We start from the raw sequence: 19,277 nt of genomic DNA, 5'->3' as shown, positions 1-19,277 counted from the left end.
TCAACTTGCCGATTTCTTAAAAATTTGGTATAATGTTTTACACATTGACAATTGAATAAGGTCTTCGCGATATGATTGTTGAGTTAAAATTTAACGGGTTACATCTGAACCGTGTGGGTTATAAAGTTTATCTTTTCTATTGGTAGGAATACATCATAAGCGGTTACATCTGAACCGTGTGGGTTATAAAGATTTTAATATCACAATTTCTGATAGGGAACTTAATAGTTACATCTGAACCGTGTGGGTTATAAAGAAAAGTTTGCCGTTTCTATGCCAACGAATTTTTACTTGTTACATCTGAACCGTGTGGGTTATAAAGATTGGCAAGTTTAACAGCCAAAAAGGCCGGAAGAGAGTTACATCTGAACCGTGTGGGTTATAAAGTGAAAATTTCGAACAAATACCCAATTCTTTCCTCTTTGTTACATCTGAACCGTGTGGGTTAGAAAGTTAAACAAATGCGAAAAGGTGCGTTCCACGCCTTTGTTACATCTGAACCGTGTGGGTTATAAAGGATAATGAACCTGTAAAAATAAGAGGATTTAGGTTGTTACATCTGAACCGTGTGGGTTATAAAGTGTGAAATCATCGCTTGTTTAAAGCTTGCATCTAAAGTTACATCTGAACCGTGTGGGTTATAAAGGAAGTAAAGAAAGCACTTTTACTTCTGGCTGCATCTGAGTTACATCTGAACCGTGTGGGTTATAAAGGCTTCAAGTAGATTTAGATTTGAAACCGATTTAACAAGTTACATCTGAACCGTGTGGGTTATAAAGGAGTTTAAGCAGACAGACTCTGTATATTTCATTTTTGTTACATCTGAACCGTGTGGGTTATAAAGATAGTCTGTCATTGGGGCTTAATTTGATCTGAGTCCGTTACATCTGAACCGTGTGGGTTATAAAGAGGAATTTCCAGATAAGTATTCCAGAAGTAGTCCTCGTTACATCTGAACCGTGTGGGTTATAAAGATTTCGATGTCTTCTTCTTCAAGTTCTTCTGAAGCAGGTTACATCTGAACCGTGTGGGTTATAAAGTATTGATTCTTTTTCTCTATTGACAAATAACAGATTGTTACATCTGAACCGTGTGGGTTATAAAGATGCTTTTATATGCTGAGCATTTTCAGCAACTAAAATGTTACATCTGAACCGTGTGGGTTATAAAGTGTTTGCTGTTGTAATTTGGAAAGCTTTCGAGAGAAGTTACATCTGAACCGTGTGGGTTATAAAGAATCTCAACCCTACTTGATGCTCTAACTTCTTTTCTAGTTACATCTGAACCGTGTGGGTTATAAAGATTTCTCTATCCGATACAACCACATACTATCCCAGATTCCATCTGAACCGTGAGAGTTAGTTTGTTTTTAACTGACTTCCTTGTTCTTGATTTATATTAAATAATTAGGATGTTTTGAGATAGAAAATTAAAGATTTATACAAAAAATATAGACTTTGGTCCGAAGAGCTTCCTTATTTAAAAGAGATAAGTAGATGATAGTCAAACTTATTATGGTATAATATATCTTTTATAACAATAGGAGGTACAGAATGAACAGAAGACCTTTAATAGAGGAAGCGTTAAAAAAAGTAAAAAGCAGATACGAGTTAGTTCATGCAGCATCTAAACTTGCAATAGAATTATATGAAACAGGTCTTGAAACATACATCACTGAAGAAGGAATTCCACTTAAAAAAACCGTTATTGCAATTGATAAAATAGCTAAAGGAGAAGCTTCTATAATTAAAAAGCAAGACAAACAGTAAAATATTTCCCTTTTACTCTTTTTATGACTTTAAAGTTATTTAATTTTGATAGCTCTTCAACTATAAGTAAACCTAATCCACTTCCGCTTTCTATTTCGTTTTTAATATCGTTTTTGATTATTAAGTTTGATTTGTAAATCTTTATATATACTTTATTTTCTGAATATTTAAATGCATTTTCTAATATTATTTGAATAATAGCCTCTATGTCGGACCTATTCTTAAAACTTTTCAAAGGCTTTAATTTTAAAAAAACCTTTTTCTCAGAAGGTTTAAACTCTTCAAGAAGCTTTAAAACTAATTCGTCAACTCCAAATTTTTCTTCTTCTCTTCTTTCAAATTGAAGTTTTTTGAATGTATTTAAAAGAGTTTTTAAGTCTTCATTTAGAGAAGTTAAAGATTTTTCTAATCTATTGACAGCTTGATTATTACAGATTGATTTTATCAATTCTAAATTAATGTTAAGACTTGAAATCTTATTTCCAAGCTTATGACTGATGGATAAAATCATAAGTTGTAGAAATTGTTTATATCTCTCTTCTTTTTTTAAGTATATAGATGTTAGATAATAAATTGAAATTATAGAACCAAAAACTAAAAAAGTTTCCCAAAGTATTACCATCTTACTATATTCATTTTTGTAAGAATTAAGGTTATCTTGAAATATTGCAGGGAGCTGACTTTGCTGCTTTAAGATATCCTGGAGCTGCTGATATTTTTCTATTAAGTCATTAATATAGTAAAGATTAATAAAATTAATCATAGAAAGGCTTATTATAAAAACAAGAGATATGAGAATGAATACTTTCGTTTCAAGCTTCAATTTAATTTATATCCTCTTCCTTTAAATGTCTCAATGCTTCCTTCAGGAAGAATCTTCCTAAGTTCTTTTATGTAAGCTCTTATTACTTCATCTCCTACAGCCTTATCATGCCAAACGTAGTTTAAAATGTTTTCATTGCTTACAACTTTTCCTCTATTTTTTATAAGATAATACAGCAAAGTCCATGCTGTTTTGGTTAGTTTTACTTCTTTTCCATCTTTCAAAACAATTTGATTTTCTAAATCTATCTCAACATCTCCTATCTTTATCTTTTCCGGAAGGCGAACTCTTTTGCTTAAAGCTTTTATTCTTAGTAATAGTTCTTTTGGGTCAAAAGGTTTTACTATGTAATCATCAGCACCTAAGTTAAAACATGTCTCTTTATCCTTAATAGAGTTTTTGGCTGTCATTATTAAAATTGGAGTTTTTACATTTTTATCTCTAAGGTTTCTTAGTAGATCCTCACCTTTTGAATACCTGAGCATTAAATCAAGAACGATTACATCAAATTCTGAAAGGCTTAAAGCCTCTTCTAATTTTCTTTCATTATTTATCCATACACATTCTATACCGTTATTTTCAAGATATTCTTTAAGACTTTCTCCAAGTAGTAAATCATCCTCTATTATAAGTACTCTCATTTTTCTTTTCCAACGCTTTTATTAATTGTTCTTCTACCTCTGAAAGCCAATGTTCCCTTCTTATAACTTCATCGAAAGCTTCTTTATGTAATATTTCGTAATTATGAAAACTTCCCTTTAATTCTTCGTATCTATAAAAGAAATTTAGAGATGGAATAAATCTTTCAATCTGGTCAATCTCAAAGAAGTTAATGTCATTTTCTATTAAAAATTTTTTTATATTATCGCCTAAATAACCATTTGTTATTATCAAAAGTTTGTCGCATTTATATTTTTCTTTGCCTTGAAGTAAATCTTCTATATATTTTTCATTTAACTTTTTTATTTCCGTATAATCTAAAAAATCAACAGCTATGTATTCTGTTTTGTTGCCATCTTCATACTTTATAATTAAGTCAAGGTTATGGTCTTTATAATAAGGTAAGTCTATTGTAATAAAACCAAGCATTTGGAAAGCTGTGGTTAAATAATATTCAAATTCTGAGCCTTTCATGGTTTTTAGATACTTGATTTGAGATTCTGTCCATGGGTATTCTTGGTATTTGTTTTTTAAATTTTCTATTTCTCTTTTGACTTCTTCCATTTTATCTTTAAGTTCTTGAGACCTTTTTATAAAGTTTTCTTTCTCTTCTAAAAATTTCTCTTTATAGGATTTAAGTTTTGGAATTAATAATTTTTCTTCTTTTTGTTTTTCTTCTCTATACCTATAATAAGCATACAGCATCACTATTAAAGCGATTACAGATATAAGAATAAAATCAATTATTGAAATTTGCATTAAGGATTTCCTCAAGGGATGTTTTATAAACCTGATAAATTTCTGGAGTAAACAGGACAAAAGCCACCAAATCTAATTTATTTGGGTTTTGTTTTAAAAAATCTATCACCGCTTTGAGTGCTATTTTTGATGCCTCTTTAACATCACATCGGTATGCACCAGCGCTAATGGATGGGAAAGATATAGATTTTATATTTTTTTCTAAAGCTAATTTGAGACTATTTTGATAAGCATTTTTTAGGATTTGTTTTTGGAGCTTCGTCATAGGACCGTTACATATTGGACCTACTGTGTGAATAACATACTTGGCTTTTAAATTTCCACCTGTTGTTATTACCGCTTCTCCCGGAGGAAGACCATCCGGGTATAGGGTTTTTCTAATTTTAATACATTCTTGAAGTATTTGAGGACCACCTTTTGAATGGATGGCACCATCTACACCGGCGCCACCCATACAAGCAGAATTTGCTGCATTGACTATACTTTCTGTTTCACTTTCTGTTATATCACCTATTGTTAAAATAAGCTTCGTACTTCCAATTTTGACTTCCACATAATATATTTTATCATTTACTTAGTTAAAAAATCCTCAGGTTTTATGTTTTCAAGCATCTCTCTAAACTTTTCTAAATCTTCATCTTTTATACCAATTTCTTCTGTTTTTTCTAAGTCTAATTTTGGAGCTTCTGTTTGTCTTTCAAGGTCTTCGACTGTTTTTATTTCTTCATCTTTTTCTTGAGCCTTCAATTCCTCTAAACTTATTTTTTTGACAACCTGGTCATTTAGATAAATTGGGCTATTAAATCTTAAAGCTAAATTAATTGCATCGCTTGGTCTTGAATCTATGATTATCTCTCTATCTCCTTGCTGAATTACTATGTTTGCAATGTATGCATTATTTACCATATCAATAATTCTTACTTCCTTTACTTTTCCATCAAGAGCCTCTATGACGTTTTTAAATAAATCATAAGTCAAAGGTCTGGGTGGAATAAACCCACTTTGGTTTATGACTATACCTTCTGCCTCGGCTACTCCTATCCATATTGGATATACATCGTTTTGATTTTCCTCATTAGCTAAAAGTACTATTGGACTTCCTGTCAATGAATCTATCGCTATTGATTTTACGATAACTTTTACCATATCTATCACCTCTATTATAAAACTATCTGTCATTAATATACTAAAATTTTGAATTTTTGCAAGTGGAGATAGGACTGTTTGTAAAAACAAATTATCATCTTGCAGCCGGTAAAAAATTTTTGTTCTATAACTTGAGGATAACACGGAAAGGCAAGTTTACAAAAATTTTGTAAGCAATTTTACACGACCTAAATAACCTCTATCTATACAATCGTCTTACATAAATATACTCTTCAACTTCTGGCAATACTAAGTATTTAATAGATTCACCGGCTTTTACTCTATTTCTAATTTCTGTTGATGAAATTTCTAATTGTCTTGATTTAAAAAAATAAACTTTTGTTTCGCTTAAGTTTAAGTTATTATCTTCACATAATCTGTTATACGAAAATTTTACAAGTAAAAATTCCTTTATTTTTTCAAAATCTGTATTATCTCTACTTACAACAATAAAGTTTGTGTTTTCTAATAGGTTAATAGGTTCTTTCCATTTATCTAAAGTCAAAAAAGCATCAGAACCTACTATAAAAAATGGATTATAACCAAGTTTTTCTTTAAAGTATTTAATAGTGTCAATGGTATAAGATTTTTCTTTTTTGTTTATTTCAAAATCTGAGGTTTCAAAAAAAGGATTATTTCTTATGGATAAATCTAACATCCTGAGTCTGTCTTCTGGGCTTGAAAAATGATATTCTTTTAATGGAGAATGATATGCTGGAATGAAAATAATTTTAGAAAAATTGTAATATTCCCTTATATCTTCAGCAATACGAAGATGACCCAGGTGAACTGGGTCAAAACTTCCGCCAAATAGCGCGATCATCTTAAAGGTAATGTTAGATATATTCTATTATCTCCTTTTTGTACATAAAGAAGAACGTTATCTTTTCCTTCTTTTTTAGCTTTTGATATTAAAGACCAAAATTCAGAAGCAGATTTTACAGGAATATTATTCACAGAAAGGATTATATCTCCGGCTTGTAAACCTGCCTCTTCCGCAGCACTGCCTTCTTTAACGCCGTATACTAAAACTCCATTAGCCACCTTAGGTAATCCATATTTTTGTATCAGTCCTGGCGATAAATCTTTTACTATCAATCCTATACTGTTTTCTATTGTTGATGAACCTTCGTCGGTTGTTTGCTCTTGTACATCGCCACCTTCTAATGGAACGGTAATTACTGTAAATGTTAGTTCTTTGCCATTTCTTATAACTTTTAGATTAATTTTTGTTCCCGGTGGGTTTTTCATTATCTGATTTTGTAAATCTTGAACTTCAGAAATTTTTTTCCCATTTACTTCTACTATAATATCTCCTGCTCTAATGCCTGCTTTGTCTGCCGGTCCTCCTGGTTGTACATTAGAAACAAGTACTCCTTCGTTTACTCCAAAGTGTTCGGCAAGGTCCGGAGTTAAAGGTTGAACGATTACACCAATCTTACTTCTTTTTACTTTTCCGTATTTTAATATTTGATCCATAACCCATTTTGCTTGATTTATTGGAATTGCAAAGCCAAGACCTTGTGCTCCGGCAATTATAGCAGTATTGATTCCTACAACTTCACCTTTGATGTTGATCAGTGGACCGCCGGAGTTTCCTGGATTAATTGCTGCATCTGTTTGAATAAATCCCTCTCCCGGTCTATCTTCTATACGTCTGTTTTTAGCTGATACAATTCCTATTGTAACCGTATCTGAAAGTCCAAGAGGACTTCCGATTGCAATAACTGTTGCACCTACTTTTAGCTGGTCAGAATCTCCAAGTCTTAAAGCATGCTTAGATGCAAAATCTTCTATTCCTTTTTTAAATGGAACTTCTATTAATGCAACATCGCTTAGTTTATCACCACCTACAACTCTTCCTTTCAGTACTACTTTGTTTTTAAAAGCAACTTGAATATCTTTTGCATTTTCTATCACATGATTGTTTGTTAGAAGATACACAACTTTTTTATTATAATCTACATCTACAATAAAAGCAGAGCCAAGACCTTGTCTTTTTTGTTTAAATTCTGGTGTGTTTGGAATGCCAAAAAAATCACCAAAAGGAATATCGCTAAAAGGATTAGGAATTGTCACTTCTTGAGTAGTAAACACGGTTGCAACACCCGGAGAAACCATTTCAATAAGCTTTATCCTTTCGTTTTCTATAGCTTCAAGATTTGGAAGTGATAAAGTTTGACCTTTTATACTTTGATTATAACCTTCTTGCTGTTTTCCAAGCTGAGCAAAAACAACATAAGCAACTGCTAAAATTAAAGCAATTGGTAAAACTACCTTTTTCATAATTTTTATAACCTCCGCTTTTATATTCATAAAGTCCTCTCAATAATAGTTATTAATTATTATAAATCTAAAACCTCTAATTAATGTTAACAATGCTTAAATGTTTTGTAAACTATACCTCGGGTGAAAAATTCAAATATAAATAAAACATCTAAAAAACTCCTTGGTGGTAGTTAAAATTGTAATAGCAAAAATTCTACGAAGGAAGTAAAAATGCAAAACTCTAATCTTTATTTTACACTATTTCAAAAAATCTTTGATATCTAATAGTTCTTACATTTGCCAGATTTCTAATTTGTCCTTCTATTCAATCTTGGCATCTGTTTAGAAAATCAAAATCAGAAAGAAGAAGAATCACTATTATTATGACGAAAGTATTTACTATGGACTTTTGGTTATGGTGGTTTGTGATGAAGATGGTATGGTTTATGATATATGGTTTCATCCAGCAAGCTATCACTAGGTAAGGTCGTTAAGAATAAGCCATAAAATGAGTAAATGGTTTAGATTTTTGAATGATTATTGAAGCAGTAAATTCTCAAACAAAGAATTTCAACCTTACAAGTAGATGGAGAAAGATTAAAACTTTTGTTGCTTATCTTATATGCATATGCTATTGGTTGTAGCTTTTTTAGAAAAAGTAGACTATGGAGGTAATTTCTCACCCAAGGTGTTTAATTATAACAGTTTACTCTTTCACTCTCTCATCTGTCTTTAAAATAAAATTATCAACAACATCCAAGATATCTTCACCAACGTAATCAGCCGTGGTTGTATCTATATATTTCATACCTTGTCCTGTTTTTACAAGAGCTGCTTTTACAGCTTCTTTATGTGCAGCTAATATATCATTCTCTTTATCACCTATTAAAAAAGACTTTGTAGGGTCGACACCAAATTCTTGGATAGCTTTTCTTATCATTCCACTTTCCGGCTTTCTACAATCACATTTAATAGCGTATTTTTCAACTATACCATCTTCATGATGTGGACAATAATAAACCTTTTCTATTTTTATTCCTTCCTTTTCAAACTCTTTTAACATAAATTCAGTAAGTTTTAAAAAATCCTCTTCTGTGTAGTAGCCTACAGCTATTCCAGATTGATTTGTAACGATAAAAAGCTTATATCCTGCATCTTGAAGTTTTTTTAAAGCTTTAAAAACATTTGGATAAAACTCAAAATCTTCAATTCTATGAACATACCCTTTGTCAACGTTTATAACTCCATCTCTATCTAAAAATACTGCTTTCATTTACAAACCCTTAATTTTATCCACCGCTCACAGGTGGGATGATTGCAATTATGTCGTTATCTTGTAAATTATAGTCCATAGTTTCATAACTTTCATTTACAGCAAACATACACCTTTTTAAAATATCTTCAATATTTGGATATTTATTGACTAACACATCAACCAAATCTTTTAGCGTTTTCCCTTCAAATTCTACTTCTTCTTCGTTTTTTCCAACTTTATCTTTTACTTGTGAAAAATACAAAACCTTAACCTTCATACTTAACTTCCCACTCTGTGATAAGATGAGACCCTCTCATAAAATGTGCTCTAAGTTTAAGTTTTACAACTTCTTCTAAGGATTTAAATCCTTCACCACCGACCAATGTAGGAGTATCTGTTCCACCTACTATAAAAGGCATATGAATGATTCTTATTTCATCTACTAAACCATTTTTTATTAGGTTCCAGTTTAAAGTAGACCCACCTTCCACCATTAAATTACGGATTCCTCTATTGTATAAAATATCCATCATTTTGAATAAATCTACTTCTTCTTTTCCGGCTATAATTACTTCAACTTTTTCAGATAATGCTTTTACTCTATCTTCTGGTGCTTTTTCTGTTGTTACAATGATAGTTGGAGAATCTTTTTTGAGAATGTTTGCATCTGGCGGGATATCTGCAGTTGATGTTGGTATTATTCTTGTTGGATTTTTTCCTGATACGTACCTTACTGTAAGATATGGATTATCTGTTCTGATAGTTTCTGCTCCTACCATTATGCCATCAACTTTTGCCCGTGTTTCGTGAAGGTATCTATTGGCTTCTTCATCCATAAATTTCATGATTTCTTTTGAAGAAACACCTTTACTAAGTGTCAGCTTACCATCTACCGTAACTTCAGATACAATTATTACATAAGGTCTTTTCATGATTTCCTCTTAGTCGTAGTCTTTGTTGTACTTGATATATAAGTATACTATCCTTTGTAATAAAGAAAGAGTAGTTAATGCTGTTATTACCACAAATCCAAACTCAAGACCACCAAAGATTTTAAAATGTTCAAATATAGAAAAAACTATTATTGTAAGCAATGTCTCCGGTCTTCCAAAAAATCCTACGCCTTCTAATGGGTCATCTATCTTTCCTTTTGTTCTGTTAGAAAAGCCAATTTCTGCGTATGCAACGGGTTTTATGAATGTGTGGAGCATATTTGCTGTTATTGCTATTGCTGTTAAGTATGGTGTTGAGTATGTAATGCCAATAAAAAATAGTAAAAAACCATCTACAAATTTGTCAGCAAGCCAGTCAAATACTGCACCAAACTTAGATGCTTTTTCTCTTTCTCTTGCAACGACGCCGTCCAAAAGGTCAAAAAATCCGCTTATAAATAGTAGTGTTGCACCAAGAAGTGGCTTTTCTTTAAAGAAAGAAATTGCGGCAAAAACTCCGATGATAACAGATATTATGGTTATAATGTTTGGTGTGATTTTGGTCCTCCTTGCAAGGAGGACTCCAACCGGTTCATATACTTTTTTTAAATGCTTTCTTTTTGATGTTAAGTTCATTTCTTAAATCCTGTTAATTTTTATAAACCTCTTCCGCCAAGCCAAGGCATCATTTTTCTTAACTCTTTTCCTGCTTTTTCTACTGGATGCTCTTCATCTTTTTTAACAAGTGCGTTAAAGTGTGGTCTGTTAGCCACGTTTTCTAAGATCCATTCCTTAGCAAATTCACCTTCTTGAATTTCTTCAAGTATTTTCTTGTAAAGTGGTTTTACAGCTTCGTAAACTCTCTTTCCTCTTGTAACATCACCATATCTTGCTGTATCAGAAATAGAGTATCTCATTCCGGAGATTCCATATTGATATATTAAATCAACAATAAGTTTTAATTCATGTAAACATTCAAAATATGCAACCTCCGGTTGATATCCAGCCTCTACCAAGGTTTCAAAGCCTGCCTTTATTAAAGCTGTAACTCCACCGCATAAAACTGCCTGCTCTCCGAACAGGTCTGTTTCTGTTTCCTCTTTAAAGGTTGTCTCAATCAATCCTGCTCTTGTTGCTCCAATTCCTTTTGCATAAGCCATTGCGATTTCTCTTGCTTTTCCTGTAAAGTCTTGGTAAACTGCAAACAATGCTGGAACACCTTTTCCTTCTTCATACATCCATCTTACTAAATGACCCGGTCCTTTTGGTGCAACTAAAAATACATCTATATAAGATGGGGGAACTATTTGTCCAAAGTGTATGTTAAATCCATGTGCAAAGGCAAGCGCATTACCTTCGTCAAGGTTTGGTAAGATAGCCGATTGATATAATGTTGGTTGAACCGAATCCGGTGTAAGAATCATAATTACATCTGCTTTTTTCGCAGCCTCATCCGGTGAGTAAACTTCAAATCCTTCTGCTTTTGCCTTCTCAATCGACCTGCTACCAGCCAATAGACCGATTATAACTTTTATTCCACTATCTCTTAAATTTAATGCATGGGCATGTCCTTGACTACCGTATCCTATGATTGCAACCGTTTTATCTTTTAGATAGTCTAAAGATACATCTTCATCGTAATAAATATTTGCCATTTCTTCCTCCTATAAATTTTTTCTGTATATTATACGTTATTCAGACACTAAAAATTCAACTTTTTTATTTTCTAATAAGCTTTTAAAGAGTTTTTCAGATCCTTCTTCTGATAAAATCACAATATTTAAGTTTAAAGAAGCATTTCCTAAGTCTAAATCACTTTTTCCGTTTTTCACTACAGAAACATACCTTGTTAAGTTGTCGCCTCTTAAGGATACAATTTTAACTTTATCATAATTTATAGGTTTATCTAATTTTACTTTAACAGAAATCTGCTGCTGTTTTAGATTTTTTAATCTAAAGAATTCTGAATTAGACAAAGTTTTAAGTCTATCGTATATATCTTCTGCATAATTGACAGTTATACATTGAGAGGAGTAAAGACTGTTTACTTTATATGTTTTAAAACATACATTGTAAGCTTTTCCTTCCCAGCTTATAGATGGGTAGATTGTAAAAATGTAATCTTTCCCTTTTTGTACAGCTTCGGAAGATTCTAAATTTTGAGATAAGAATTTTGTAAAAACATCACCGTAGCCTTCTGGTAAATTTTCTACGCTTGTTTTAGCTATGCCTATCTCTTGAGCAAAAGAAATAGTGGCTAAGCTTAAAACTGTTAAAAAAATATTAAAAGCTTTCATTTACTCTTTGTCTCCTTTCTCCATCTTTATGTTAGCCGACTCTCTAACCATAGCAAGAGTCCCGGTTCTTGCCATTTCTCTAATGCCAAAAGGTTTGATAAGATTAATAAAAGCTTCTATCTTTTCATTATCTCCTGTAATTTCTACTGTGTAGCTATCTGTTGATACATCTACAACCTTTGCTCTAAAAATTGAGACAAGCCTCATTATTTCATCTCTTGTTCTGTCGTCAGCGGTGTATATTTTTATCAATGCAAGCTCTCTCTCTATGTGTGGCAAATCTGTAATATCTTTTACTTTTAGTGTTTCTATTAGTCTTCTAAGTTGTTTTATGATCTGTTCTATAACTCTTTCATCGCCTTCTACTACTATTGTAATTCTTGCAAAGTTAGGTTCATGGGTTCTGCCTACAGTTAAGCTTTCTATATTATAGCCTCTGCCGGCAAAAAGTCCGGTTATCCTTGCTAAAACACCAAAGTTATGCTGAACTTTTACGGTGATGATATGTTTTCTTACTACTTTTTCTGGCTCTGGTCTAACTTTTAAAACTTTAATATCGCTCATTTTTTACCCCACTAAGTACATAGTTTCTGCTTCGCCTTTTTGGTTAGGTGTTAATATCATTTCTCTGTAGCTTTTTCCTGCTGGCACCATTGGTAAAACATTCTCTTCCCTATCAACCACAAAATCCATTAGAACAGGTCTATCGTTTATTTCCATGGCTTTTAATAATACTTCCCTTACCTCTGATGGTTTTGTTGCTCTAAGACCAACAGCACCAAAGCTTTCTGCCAATTTTACAAAATCTGGCTGAACTGATAAACATACGCTTGCATACCTACTATCGTAGAAAAATTGTTGCCACTGTCTTACCATTCCAAGAAATCCATTGTTTATTATGGCTATTTTTACCGGAACTCTATACTGAACAGCGGTTGCTAAATCTTGAACATTCATTATGAATGAACCATCACCTTCTATAGCAAATACCGTTTTATCCGGTCTTCCTATTTTAGCTCCAACAGCAGCCGGAAAGCCAAATCCCATTGTTCCAAGACCGCCTGAGTTTAAAAATTGTCTTGGATATTTATATTTATAAAACATTGCAGCCCACATTTGATGTTGTCCAACGCCGGCAGAGATGATAGCCTCTCCATTAGTTATATTGTATATCTCTTCTATTACCGCTTGGGGTTTTATTATTTTATCAGACTTTCTGTAATTTAATGGATGATTTTCTTTCCATTCGTTAATCTGTTTAAGCCATTGCTCTCTTGCTTTAATCCATTCAATAGGTTTTTCTTCTAACTCTTTAATAAGCTTTCTTAAAACATTCTTAACATCACCAACGATTGGAACATCAACCGTTATGGTTTTACTGATAGATGCCGGGTCTATATCAATATGGATGATTTTAGCCTCCGGTGCAAATTCATTTATCTTTCCTGTAACTCTATCGTCAAACCTTGCTCCTACAGCTATAAGTAAATCGCTATGATAAACAGCCATATTTGCGTAATATGTTCCATGCATTCCAAGCATGTGTAATGCAAGGGGGTCAGTTTCCGGAAATGCTCCTTTGCCCATATTTGTAGTAGTAACCGGTATTTGGGCTAAGTGTGCTAATTTATAGACTTCTTCTGCAGCATCTGAAAGGATGGCACCACCGCCAACGTATAACACCGGTCTTGTTGCTTTTCTAATCAGTTCTGCAGCTTTTTTTATCTGAATTGGGTTTCCTTCTGTATGTGGGTTGTATCCCGGTAAAGATTCTCTGACTTCTTCATCTGTTGGCATTTTGTACGTTGTTTTTTGTTGAGTTATGTCTTTTGGAATATCAACTAAAACAGGTCCGGGTCTTCCAGTTCTTGCTATATAAAATGCCTGCCTTAAAATAAGGGGTAAATCTTTTATATCAGTTACTAAAAAGTTATGCTTTGTAATTGGTCTTGTGATGCCTATAACGTCTGCTTCTTGAAATGCATCAGTTCCTATATAATGTCTTGGAACCTGACCTGTTATTGCAACAAGTGGAATTGAATCCATGTATGCAGTAGCCAATCCTGTAACAAGGTTTGTAGCTCCAGGTCCTGATGTGGCTATAACTACTCCTACTTTTCCTGTTGCTCTTGCATATCCATCAGCCATATGACATGCAGCCTGTTCATGTCTTGCCAGTATGTTTCTAATTGGAGCATCAAATAATGCATCGTAAACTTCCATTATTGCTCCGCCTGGTAAACCAAAAATAGTATCTACGCCTTCTTTTATTAAAACATCAACTACTATATCTGCTCCTCTTTTTTCCTTAGTCATGATAAAAACTCCTTTTTAATAAAAAATCTTCTTTGAATAAATATTATAAAGCTTTTTGAATAATTAGTATGATTTTTATACGTCGGGCGAGAAATTGGGTAAAAGTAGGAGATTCTTCACCGGCTGCAGAAAAACACTTTAGAGGCATAAAGGTAGAAGATTCTTCCCAAGGCTTTTAAGCTTAGTTAGATTTGGAACGCTTTCTATTCTCCCTATCTTTCCAATATGCTTATGCTCTCAATATGATAAGTTTGGGGGAACATGTCTATTAATTTAACTTTTTTTATTTTAAATCCATTTTCTATAAACTGTCTCAAGTCTCTTGATAAAGTTGACGGGTCGCAGGAAACGTAAATAATTTTTCTAACTGTTTGGATTTGTGAAATTTTATTTATTATTTTTCTGTTTAAGCCGCTACGGGGTGGGTCAAAAATTACTACTTCAGGCAGAAAGTCTTTTGCATACTTTAAACCTTTTTCTGTTTGGGCTTTTAAAAATTTTACATTTTTTAATTTGTTATGTTTTATGTTTGCTTTTGCATCTTTTACAGCTTCCTCATTGCTTTCTATTCCAAGGGCTTCTTTTACATACTTTGATGCCGGTATTGTTAAAGTTCCAACTCCACAGTAAAAATCTACCAATTTTTTAAAACCTTCATTTTTAATTTCACTGGCTACTTCATCAATCAGATTTTTTATTTGATATACATTTACCTGAAAAAAGCTGTCCATACTCACTCTAAATTTATAATCTCCAATGCTTTCAAAAACTACATCCTCACCAAGCAAGGAGTATCTTTTATGTTTGGCATAAAAACCTATTCCTTTGATTTTTTCATCAATCTCTTCTCTGAATATATTCATATCGTAGATGATGTTTGAAAACTGACTTTCATCTAAAAACTCAAATCTAATCAGCTTTTCTTCTTTTGTGTTTGAAAAAATATGAATGTTGGATGGCGTTATTGCATACTTTATGAGAAATTTTTTTAATGGGTTTAGCAGCTTTTCTATATCTTCTTTTAACAAAAGACAGTAATCTATATTAACTAAATCGTTTGAATCTTTTTTGTAAAAGCCAAGATTTTTTCCGTCAAATTTTAATTGAGCTCTGTTTCTGTATCTAAAAGGCTCTTTTGATGGAATTATTTTTTCTATTTCTGTTTCAATCTTTCCAATTCTTAGAAGCTGGTCTTTTAAAATTTCTTTTTTCAATAAAAGCTGGTTTTCGTAAGTCGTGTGCTGAAAATCACATCCACCGCATGCGGTAAAGTATTCACATGCCGGTTTTACTCTATACTCAGATGGTTTTAATACATCAACCAATCTACCAAGCTTATAATCTTTTTTATCTTCTACTACTTCTATCTCAACTTCTTCATCGGGCAAAGTGTAAGGAACAAAATAGACTGTATTGTTTTCTTTAGCTAATCCGTATCCACCGTAAACAACCTTATCTATTTTTAACTTCATTCTTTTATCTCCAATTTTTGGCTTTTATTTCCTGCTTTATCTACGGCTTCAACGTAATAAACATCTCCAGGTTTATAATCATTATCAATAAAGTAGTATGTTTTGATAGGGGTATTGTTGATTATTTTAGAATTTTTGTAAAAGATGTATCCTACAACATCCTTAGATTTACTTGGCTCAAATATTATTGTAGCTTCACTTTTATCTATAATCAACTTGCCATTTTCGGGTGGAAGTGGCGGGAAAATATCTTTAAATGTTTGGCAAACTGTGTCTGATTTTTCTGATTCTACATCATCAATCAAAATTGTATAGTAATAGCAATATCTTTTATCAAGCTCAACGTTTGTATCTATAAATTCTTTTTCTTTTAATCCTTTTTTGTAAGGTATTGGATAAAAATCAGATTCATCTTTTACTTTGTAGATGTTAAAGGTTCCATTTTCTGGGATGGTTAATTTTAGTCCATCTTCAACAATGGATATTAATAATGGTTTTGGTTTTTCTATGTTTATAGCTTTTCCAACTATACAAACAGGTTTTGACAATATGCTTTCTTTATGTTTTGTTCTTACTTGAACTTGATAACAGGTTTCTTTGCTTTCTATACTGTCAAAAAACCAATAAGTGTTGTCTTCTTTAAAAAGACTTGCGTCAAATTTCTTTGAGTTTTTATAAATGATAAATTTAAAATCTTCTTTCATTTGCCTGTCATCTGTATATAGTGGATTATAGTTAAAGTATATTAAAAATCTTCCATCATACTGTTTTATAGTTAAGTTTTCTACCGATTTAGGTGCGATTGATGGCGGTGGTTTTGGATTTCCTTTCACACCACAGGAAAAGTTTGTAAGTAGAAGGATAAATAAAAAAATTTTTAACATACTTTTCAAGAAGTTTAAATAAAAATTAGATTTTTCGTAAGTTTTAGACTGCAAATTTCTTGCTTTTTTGTTAACCTGTAGCCTGTGAAATGTCTTCTCTTTTAAAGAATGAAATGCGAGAATTAAATTTATGAGATTCTTCGCCGGCTGCAGAATGACAGGTAAAGTAGTAATTTTGTCAGAATTCTTATACTTAAATCCCATTTTCAAGAATAAACTCTCTTAGTTTTAATAAATTTTCTACAATATTGGGAAATTCTTTTAGCGGTATTTGATTTGGTCCATCTGACAAGGCTTTGTCTGGGTCTGGATGGGTTTCAAAGAATAATCCATCAACGCCAACAGAGATGGCAGCTTTTGCTAGTGGATATGCAAACTCTCTTTGACCACCCGACGCCTTCCCAAGTCCTCCCGGAAGTTGTACACTATGGGTTGCATCGTAAATGACAGGTGCATACTGTCTCATGATTGGCAAGCCTCTAAAATCTACAACAAGATTGTTATATCCAAAGGTTGTTCCTCTTTCTGTTAGGTAAATCTTTGTTGCTCCGCCAAATTTAAGCTTTTCAACAATGTTTTTAGTATCCCAAGGTGCTAAAAACTGTCCTTTTTTTACATTTATCTCTCTGCCTGTTTCTGCCGCCGCAAGCAGTAAATCTGTCTGTCTACATAAAAATGCAGGAATTTGCAAAATATCTACCACCTCCGCCACAGGTTTTGCTTGATAGCTTTCATGAATATCAGTCAGCACCGGAAGGTTAAAAGTATCTTTTACATCTTTTAAAACAGCTAAACCATACTCTAAGCCTTTACCTCTAAAAGAATCTACGCTACTTCTGTTTGCCTTATCAAAAGAAGATTTAAATACAAATCTTACATTTTTATGTTTTTCTTGAAGGGATTTTAAAACTTGGGCAACTTCAAAACATATCTCTTTACTTTCTATTACACATGGACCTGCTATTATTGTAAACATTGTAAGCTCCAATTATTGCAAAATTTAATGATAGATATTATAATATATATCTCTTAATGGAGGATGTAGCTCAGTCGGCAGAGCACAAGGTTGTGGCCCTTGGGGTCGCGGGTTCGAGTCCCGTCATCCTCCTTACTTTAAGGAAGTCATCAAATGGATAGCATAGGCAAAACTCTCATTTTTATAGGCTTTTTTATAATCTTAGTAGGCATTCTTCTATTATTCATAGAAAAACTACCACTTGGCTTAGGTAGACTACCCGGAGATATCTTAATCAAACGAGATAACTTTACCTTTTATTTTCCATTAACAACTTCTATAATCTTAAGTATTTTACTAACACTAATCTTAACTCTCATCTCTAAATTATCAAAATAATGAAACTTTCAGATTTTGACTATCACCTTCCAAAAGAGCTTATAGCAAAATATCCGGCCCAGCCAAGAGACTCTTGCAGACTTATGGTTTTAAACAGAAAAGATAAAACCATAGAACATAGAGTATTTAGAGATGTTATTGATTACTTAAAGCCGGGAGATACCTTAGTTTTAAATAATACAAAAGTTATTCCTGCGAGATTGATCGGTAAAAAAGAAAAAACAAACGCAAACATTGAGGTTTTTTTACTTAGACCTGTTGAAGATAACATTTGGGAAGCTTTGATAAAAAACGTAAGAAGACTAAAAAAGAATCAAAAAATAATAATATCAGATGATTTTTATGTTGAATTTTTAGATAGAGATGACGAGAAAGCTATCGTAAAAATACATAGTAAAGATATTAAATCCGATTTAGAAAAGTATGGACATGTACCACTTCCACCCTATATAGAAAGGCAAGATGAAGAGAAAGATAAAGATTATTATCAAACAGTGTTTGCAGAAAAAGAAGGTTCGGTAGCATCTCCAACAGCCGGACTTCATTTTACAAAAGAGTTATTAGAAAAAATAAAAGAAAAAGGTGTAAACATTGCTTACATAACTCTTCATGTTGGACTTGGAACGTTTAAGCCTGTAAAAACGGAAGATATTACAAAACATAAGATGCATGAAGAATACTTTACAATTCCAAAAGAAACCTTAGAGATGATAAAAAAAACCAAAGAAAATAAAAAATCCGTTGTAGCTGTTGGAACAACTGTAGTTAGAGCATTAGAGACTTACGGCAAATTTGGAAAGACCGAAGGTTTTACAGATATCTTTATATATCCACCCTATGAGTTTAAAATCGTTGACAAGCTCATCACAAACTTTCATCTTCCAAAATCAACCCTTTTAATGTTAGTCTCTGCATTTGCAGATAGAGATTTTATATTAAGAGCTTACAACGAGGCTGTAAAAGAAAGATACAGATTTTTCAGCTACGGCGATGCTATGCTGATTGTTTAAATGGAGCAAGTGAATAGATAAAAAACTTTGTGTTGAGAATGCTTTAAAATTTTAACTAAGTCTAAAAGCTAATTAACCTTTTGATTGTCATTCTGAAGCTACAGCGAAGAATCTCATAATTTTCTTTTCAAATCAAAAAATCAAAAACAAGATCCTTCGGCCTTACGGTCTCCGGGATGACAAGAAAAGGTAAGCTTACGGGAATTTTAGAACACTCTCAATTTCTGCTTGACATATAGAAAATTTTTTTGTATATTATTATTGATATTGTCCAAAAACTTCTACAATTTAATTGTAATATCATATAAAATTATACCTAAAAACTTAAAAAT

At 32.3% G+C, this 19,277-nt stretch carries 21 protein-coding genes, 1 tRNA gene and 1 CRISPR repeat array; of the genes, 4 read left to right on the top strand and 18 right to left on the bottom strand.

The window, feature by feature from the left end; genetic code table 11:
* Positions 1-97: 97 nt before the first annotated feature.
* Positions 98-1,366: direct repeats of the CRISPR family, unit length 29 nt; unit sequence GTTACATCTGAACCGTGTGGGTTATAAAG.
* A 187-nt stretch (positions 1,367-1,553) separates the two neighbouring features.
* The gene (gene rpoZ, locus Q0929_RS06535) at positions 1,554-1,769 is read left to right on the top strand and encodes a DNA-directed RNA polymerase subunit omega (protein WP_299226402.1); all 216 of its coding nucleotides are present in this window, start codon (positions 1,554-1,556) and stop codon (positions 1,767-1,769) included.
* On the opposite strand, the gene Q0929_RS06530 is transcribed toward rpoZ, so the two are convergent.
* The 18 genes from Q0929_RS06530 to kdsA form a co-directional block, all read right to left on the bottom strand.
* Entirely contained in the window at positions 1,747-2,532 is a 786-nt protein-coding gene (locus tag Q0929_RS06530) for a sensor histidine kinase (RefSeq protein ID WP_299239040.1), read from the bottom strand. The genes rpoZ and Q0929_RS06530 overlap by 23 nt on opposite strands.
* 56 nt (positions 2,533-2,588) lie before the next feature.
* Positions 2,589-3,233: a response regulator transcription factor gene (locus Q0929_RS06525; RefSeq protein WP_299239038.1), complete on the bottom strand. Its 645-nt coding sequence runs from the start codon at positions 3,231-3,233 to the stop codon at positions 2,589-2,591.
* Positions 3,208-4,011 (bottom strand): restriction endonuclease, encoded by an 804-nt coding sequence (locus Q0929_RS06520; protein WP_299239036.1) that lies wholly within the window; start codon positions 4,009-4,011, stop codon positions 3,208-3,210. Before Q0929_RS06520 ends, Q0929_RS06525 begins: the two co-directional genes overlap by 26 nt.
* Positions 3,992-4,564 carry a macro domain-containing protein gene (locus tag Q0929_RS06515; protein WP_299239034.1) on the bottom strand — a complete coding sequence of 191 codons (573 nt, stop codon included), beginning with the start codon at positions 4,562-4,564 and terminating at the stop codon, positions 3,992-3,994. Before Q0929_RS06515 ends, Q0929_RS06520 begins: the two co-directional genes overlap by 20 nt.
* Positions 4,565-4,581: 17 nt before the next feature.
* On the bottom strand, positions 4,582-5,247 hold the full coding sequence (locus Q0929_RS06510) for a bifunctional nuclease family protein (RefSeq protein WP_299239032.1): 666 nt from the start codon (positions 5,245-5,247) through the stop codon (positions 4,582-4,584).
* Positions 5,248-5,356: 109 nt separating this feature from the next.
* Positions 5,357-5,980, bottom strand: coding sequence for a nicotinate (nicotinamide) nucleotide adenylyltransferase (nadD, locus tag Q0929_RS06505; RefSeq protein ID WP_299239030.1), 624 nt, complete (start codon positions 5,978-5,980; stop codon positions 5,357-5,359).
* Positions 5,977-7,473 (bottom strand): Do family serine endopeptidase, encoded by a 1,497-nt coding sequence (locus Q0929_RS06500; protein ID WP_299239028.1) that lies wholly within the window; start codon positions 7,471-7,473, stop codon positions 5,977-5,979. Before Q0929_RS06500 ends, nadD begins: the two co-directional genes overlap by 4 nt.
* Positions 7,474-8,131: 658 nt before the next feature.
* Entirely contained in the window at positions 8,132-8,698 is a 567-nt protein-coding gene (gmhB, locus tag Q0929_RS06495; protein ID WP_299239026.1) for a D-glycero-beta-D-manno-heptose 1,7-bisphosphate 7-phosphatase, read from the bottom strand.
* 16 nt (positions 8,699-8,714) lie between these two features.
* Complete coding sequence (gene moaD, locus Q0929_RS06490; protein WP_299239025.1) at positions 8,715-8,957, bottom strand: molybdopterin converting factor subunit 1; 243 nt, start codon at positions 8,955-8,957, stop codon at positions 8,715-8,717.
* A complete protein-coding gene (locus Q0929_RS06485) occupies positions 8,947-9,612 on the bottom strand; it encodes a 2,5-diamino-6-(ribosylamino)-4(3H)-pyrimidinone 5'-phosphate reductase (RefSeq protein ID WP_299239023.1) in 666 nt (221 codons plus the stop codon). Before Q0929_RS06485 ends, moaD begins: the two co-directional genes overlap by 11 nt.
* Positions 9,613-9,621: 9 nt before the next feature.
* Entirely contained in the window at positions 9,622-10,248 is a 627-nt protein-coding gene (locus Q0929_RS06480; protein WP_299239021.1) for a CDP-alcohol phosphatidyltransferase family protein, read from the bottom strand.
* Between the two features lie 20 nt (positions 10,249-10,268).
* Positions 10,269-11,267: a ketol-acid reductoisomerase gene (gene ilvC / locus Q0929_RS06475; protein WP_299239020.1), complete on the bottom strand. Its 999-nt coding sequence runs from the start codon at positions 11,265-11,267 to the stop codon at positions 10,269-10,271.
* A 36-nt stretch (positions 11,268-11,303) separates the two neighbouring features.
* Positions 11,304-11,909: a hypothetical protein gene (locus Q0929_RS06470; protein ID WP_299239018.1), complete on the bottom strand. Its 606-nt coding sequence runs from the start codon at positions 11,907-11,909 to the stop codon at positions 11,304-11,306.
* The gene (ilvN, locus tag Q0929_RS06465; protein ID WP_299239016.1) at positions 11,910-12,473 is read right to left on the bottom strand and encodes an acetolactate synthase small subunit; all 564 of its coding nucleotides are present in this window, start codon (positions 12,471-12,473) and stop codon (positions 11,910-11,912) included.
* A gap of 3 nt (positions 12,474-12,476) precedes the next feature.
* Entirely contained in the window at positions 12,477-14,225 is a 1,749-nt protein-coding gene (gene ilvB, locus Q0929_RS06460; RefSeq protein ID WP_299239014.1) for a biosynthetic-type acetolactate synthase large subunit, read from the bottom strand.
* A 212-nt stretch (positions 14,226-14,437) separates the two neighbouring features.
* Positions 14,438-15,697: a 23S rRNA (uracil(1939)-C(5))-methyltransferase RlmD gene (gene rlmD / locus Q0929_RS06455; protein WP_299239012.1), complete on the bottom strand. Its 1,260-nt coding sequence runs from the start codon at positions 15,695-15,697 to the stop codon at positions 14,438-14,440.
* On the bottom strand, positions 15,694-16,785 hold the full coding sequence (locus Q0929_RS06450; RefSeq protein ID WP_299239010.1) for a hypothetical protein: 1,092 nt from the start codon (positions 16,783-16,785) through the stop codon (positions 15,694-15,696). The genes rlmD and Q0929_RS06450 overlap by 4 nt, the downstream gene beginning before the upstream one ends.
* Complete coding sequence (gene kdsA / locus Q0929_RS06445; RefSeq protein ID WP_299239008.1) at positions 16,775-17,557, bottom strand: 3-deoxy-8-phosphooctulonate synthase; 783 nt, start codon at positions 17,555-17,557, stop codon at positions 16,775-16,777. Before kdsA ends, Q0929_RS06450 begins: the two co-directional genes overlap by 11 nt.
* Positions 17,558-17,616: 59 nt before the next feature.
* Between kdsA and Q0929_RS06440 the strand changes: the two genes are divergently transcribed.
* From Q0929_RS06440 to queA, 3 genes are all read left to right on the top strand, one after another.
* Positions 17,617-17,689 (top strand) — tRNA-His (locus tag Q0929_RS06440).
* 21 nt (positions 17,690-17,710) lie between these two features.
* Positions 17,711-17,935 (top strand): DUF2905 domain-containing protein, encoded by a 225-nt coding sequence (locus tag Q0929_RS06435; protein ID WP_299239006.1) that lies wholly within the window; start codon positions 17,711-17,713, stop codon positions 17,933-17,935.
* Entirely contained in the window at positions 17,935-18,945 is a 1,011-nt protein-coding gene (gene queA / locus Q0929_RS06430) for a tRNA preQ1(34) S-adenosylmethionine ribosyltransferase-isomerase QueA (protein ID WP_299239004.1), read from the top strand. Before Q0929_RS06435 ends, queA begins: the two co-directional genes overlap by 1 nt.
* Positions 18,946-19,277: the final 332 nt, after the last annotated feature.

The sequence above is a fragment of the Sulfurihydrogenibium sp. genome (assembly GCF_028276765.1).
Taxonomy (GTDB): domain Bacteria; phylum Aquificota; class Aquificia; order Aquificales; family Hydrogenothermaceae; genus Sulfurihydrogenibium.
This window is presented reverse-complemented; position numbering and strand designations above follow the sequence as displayed.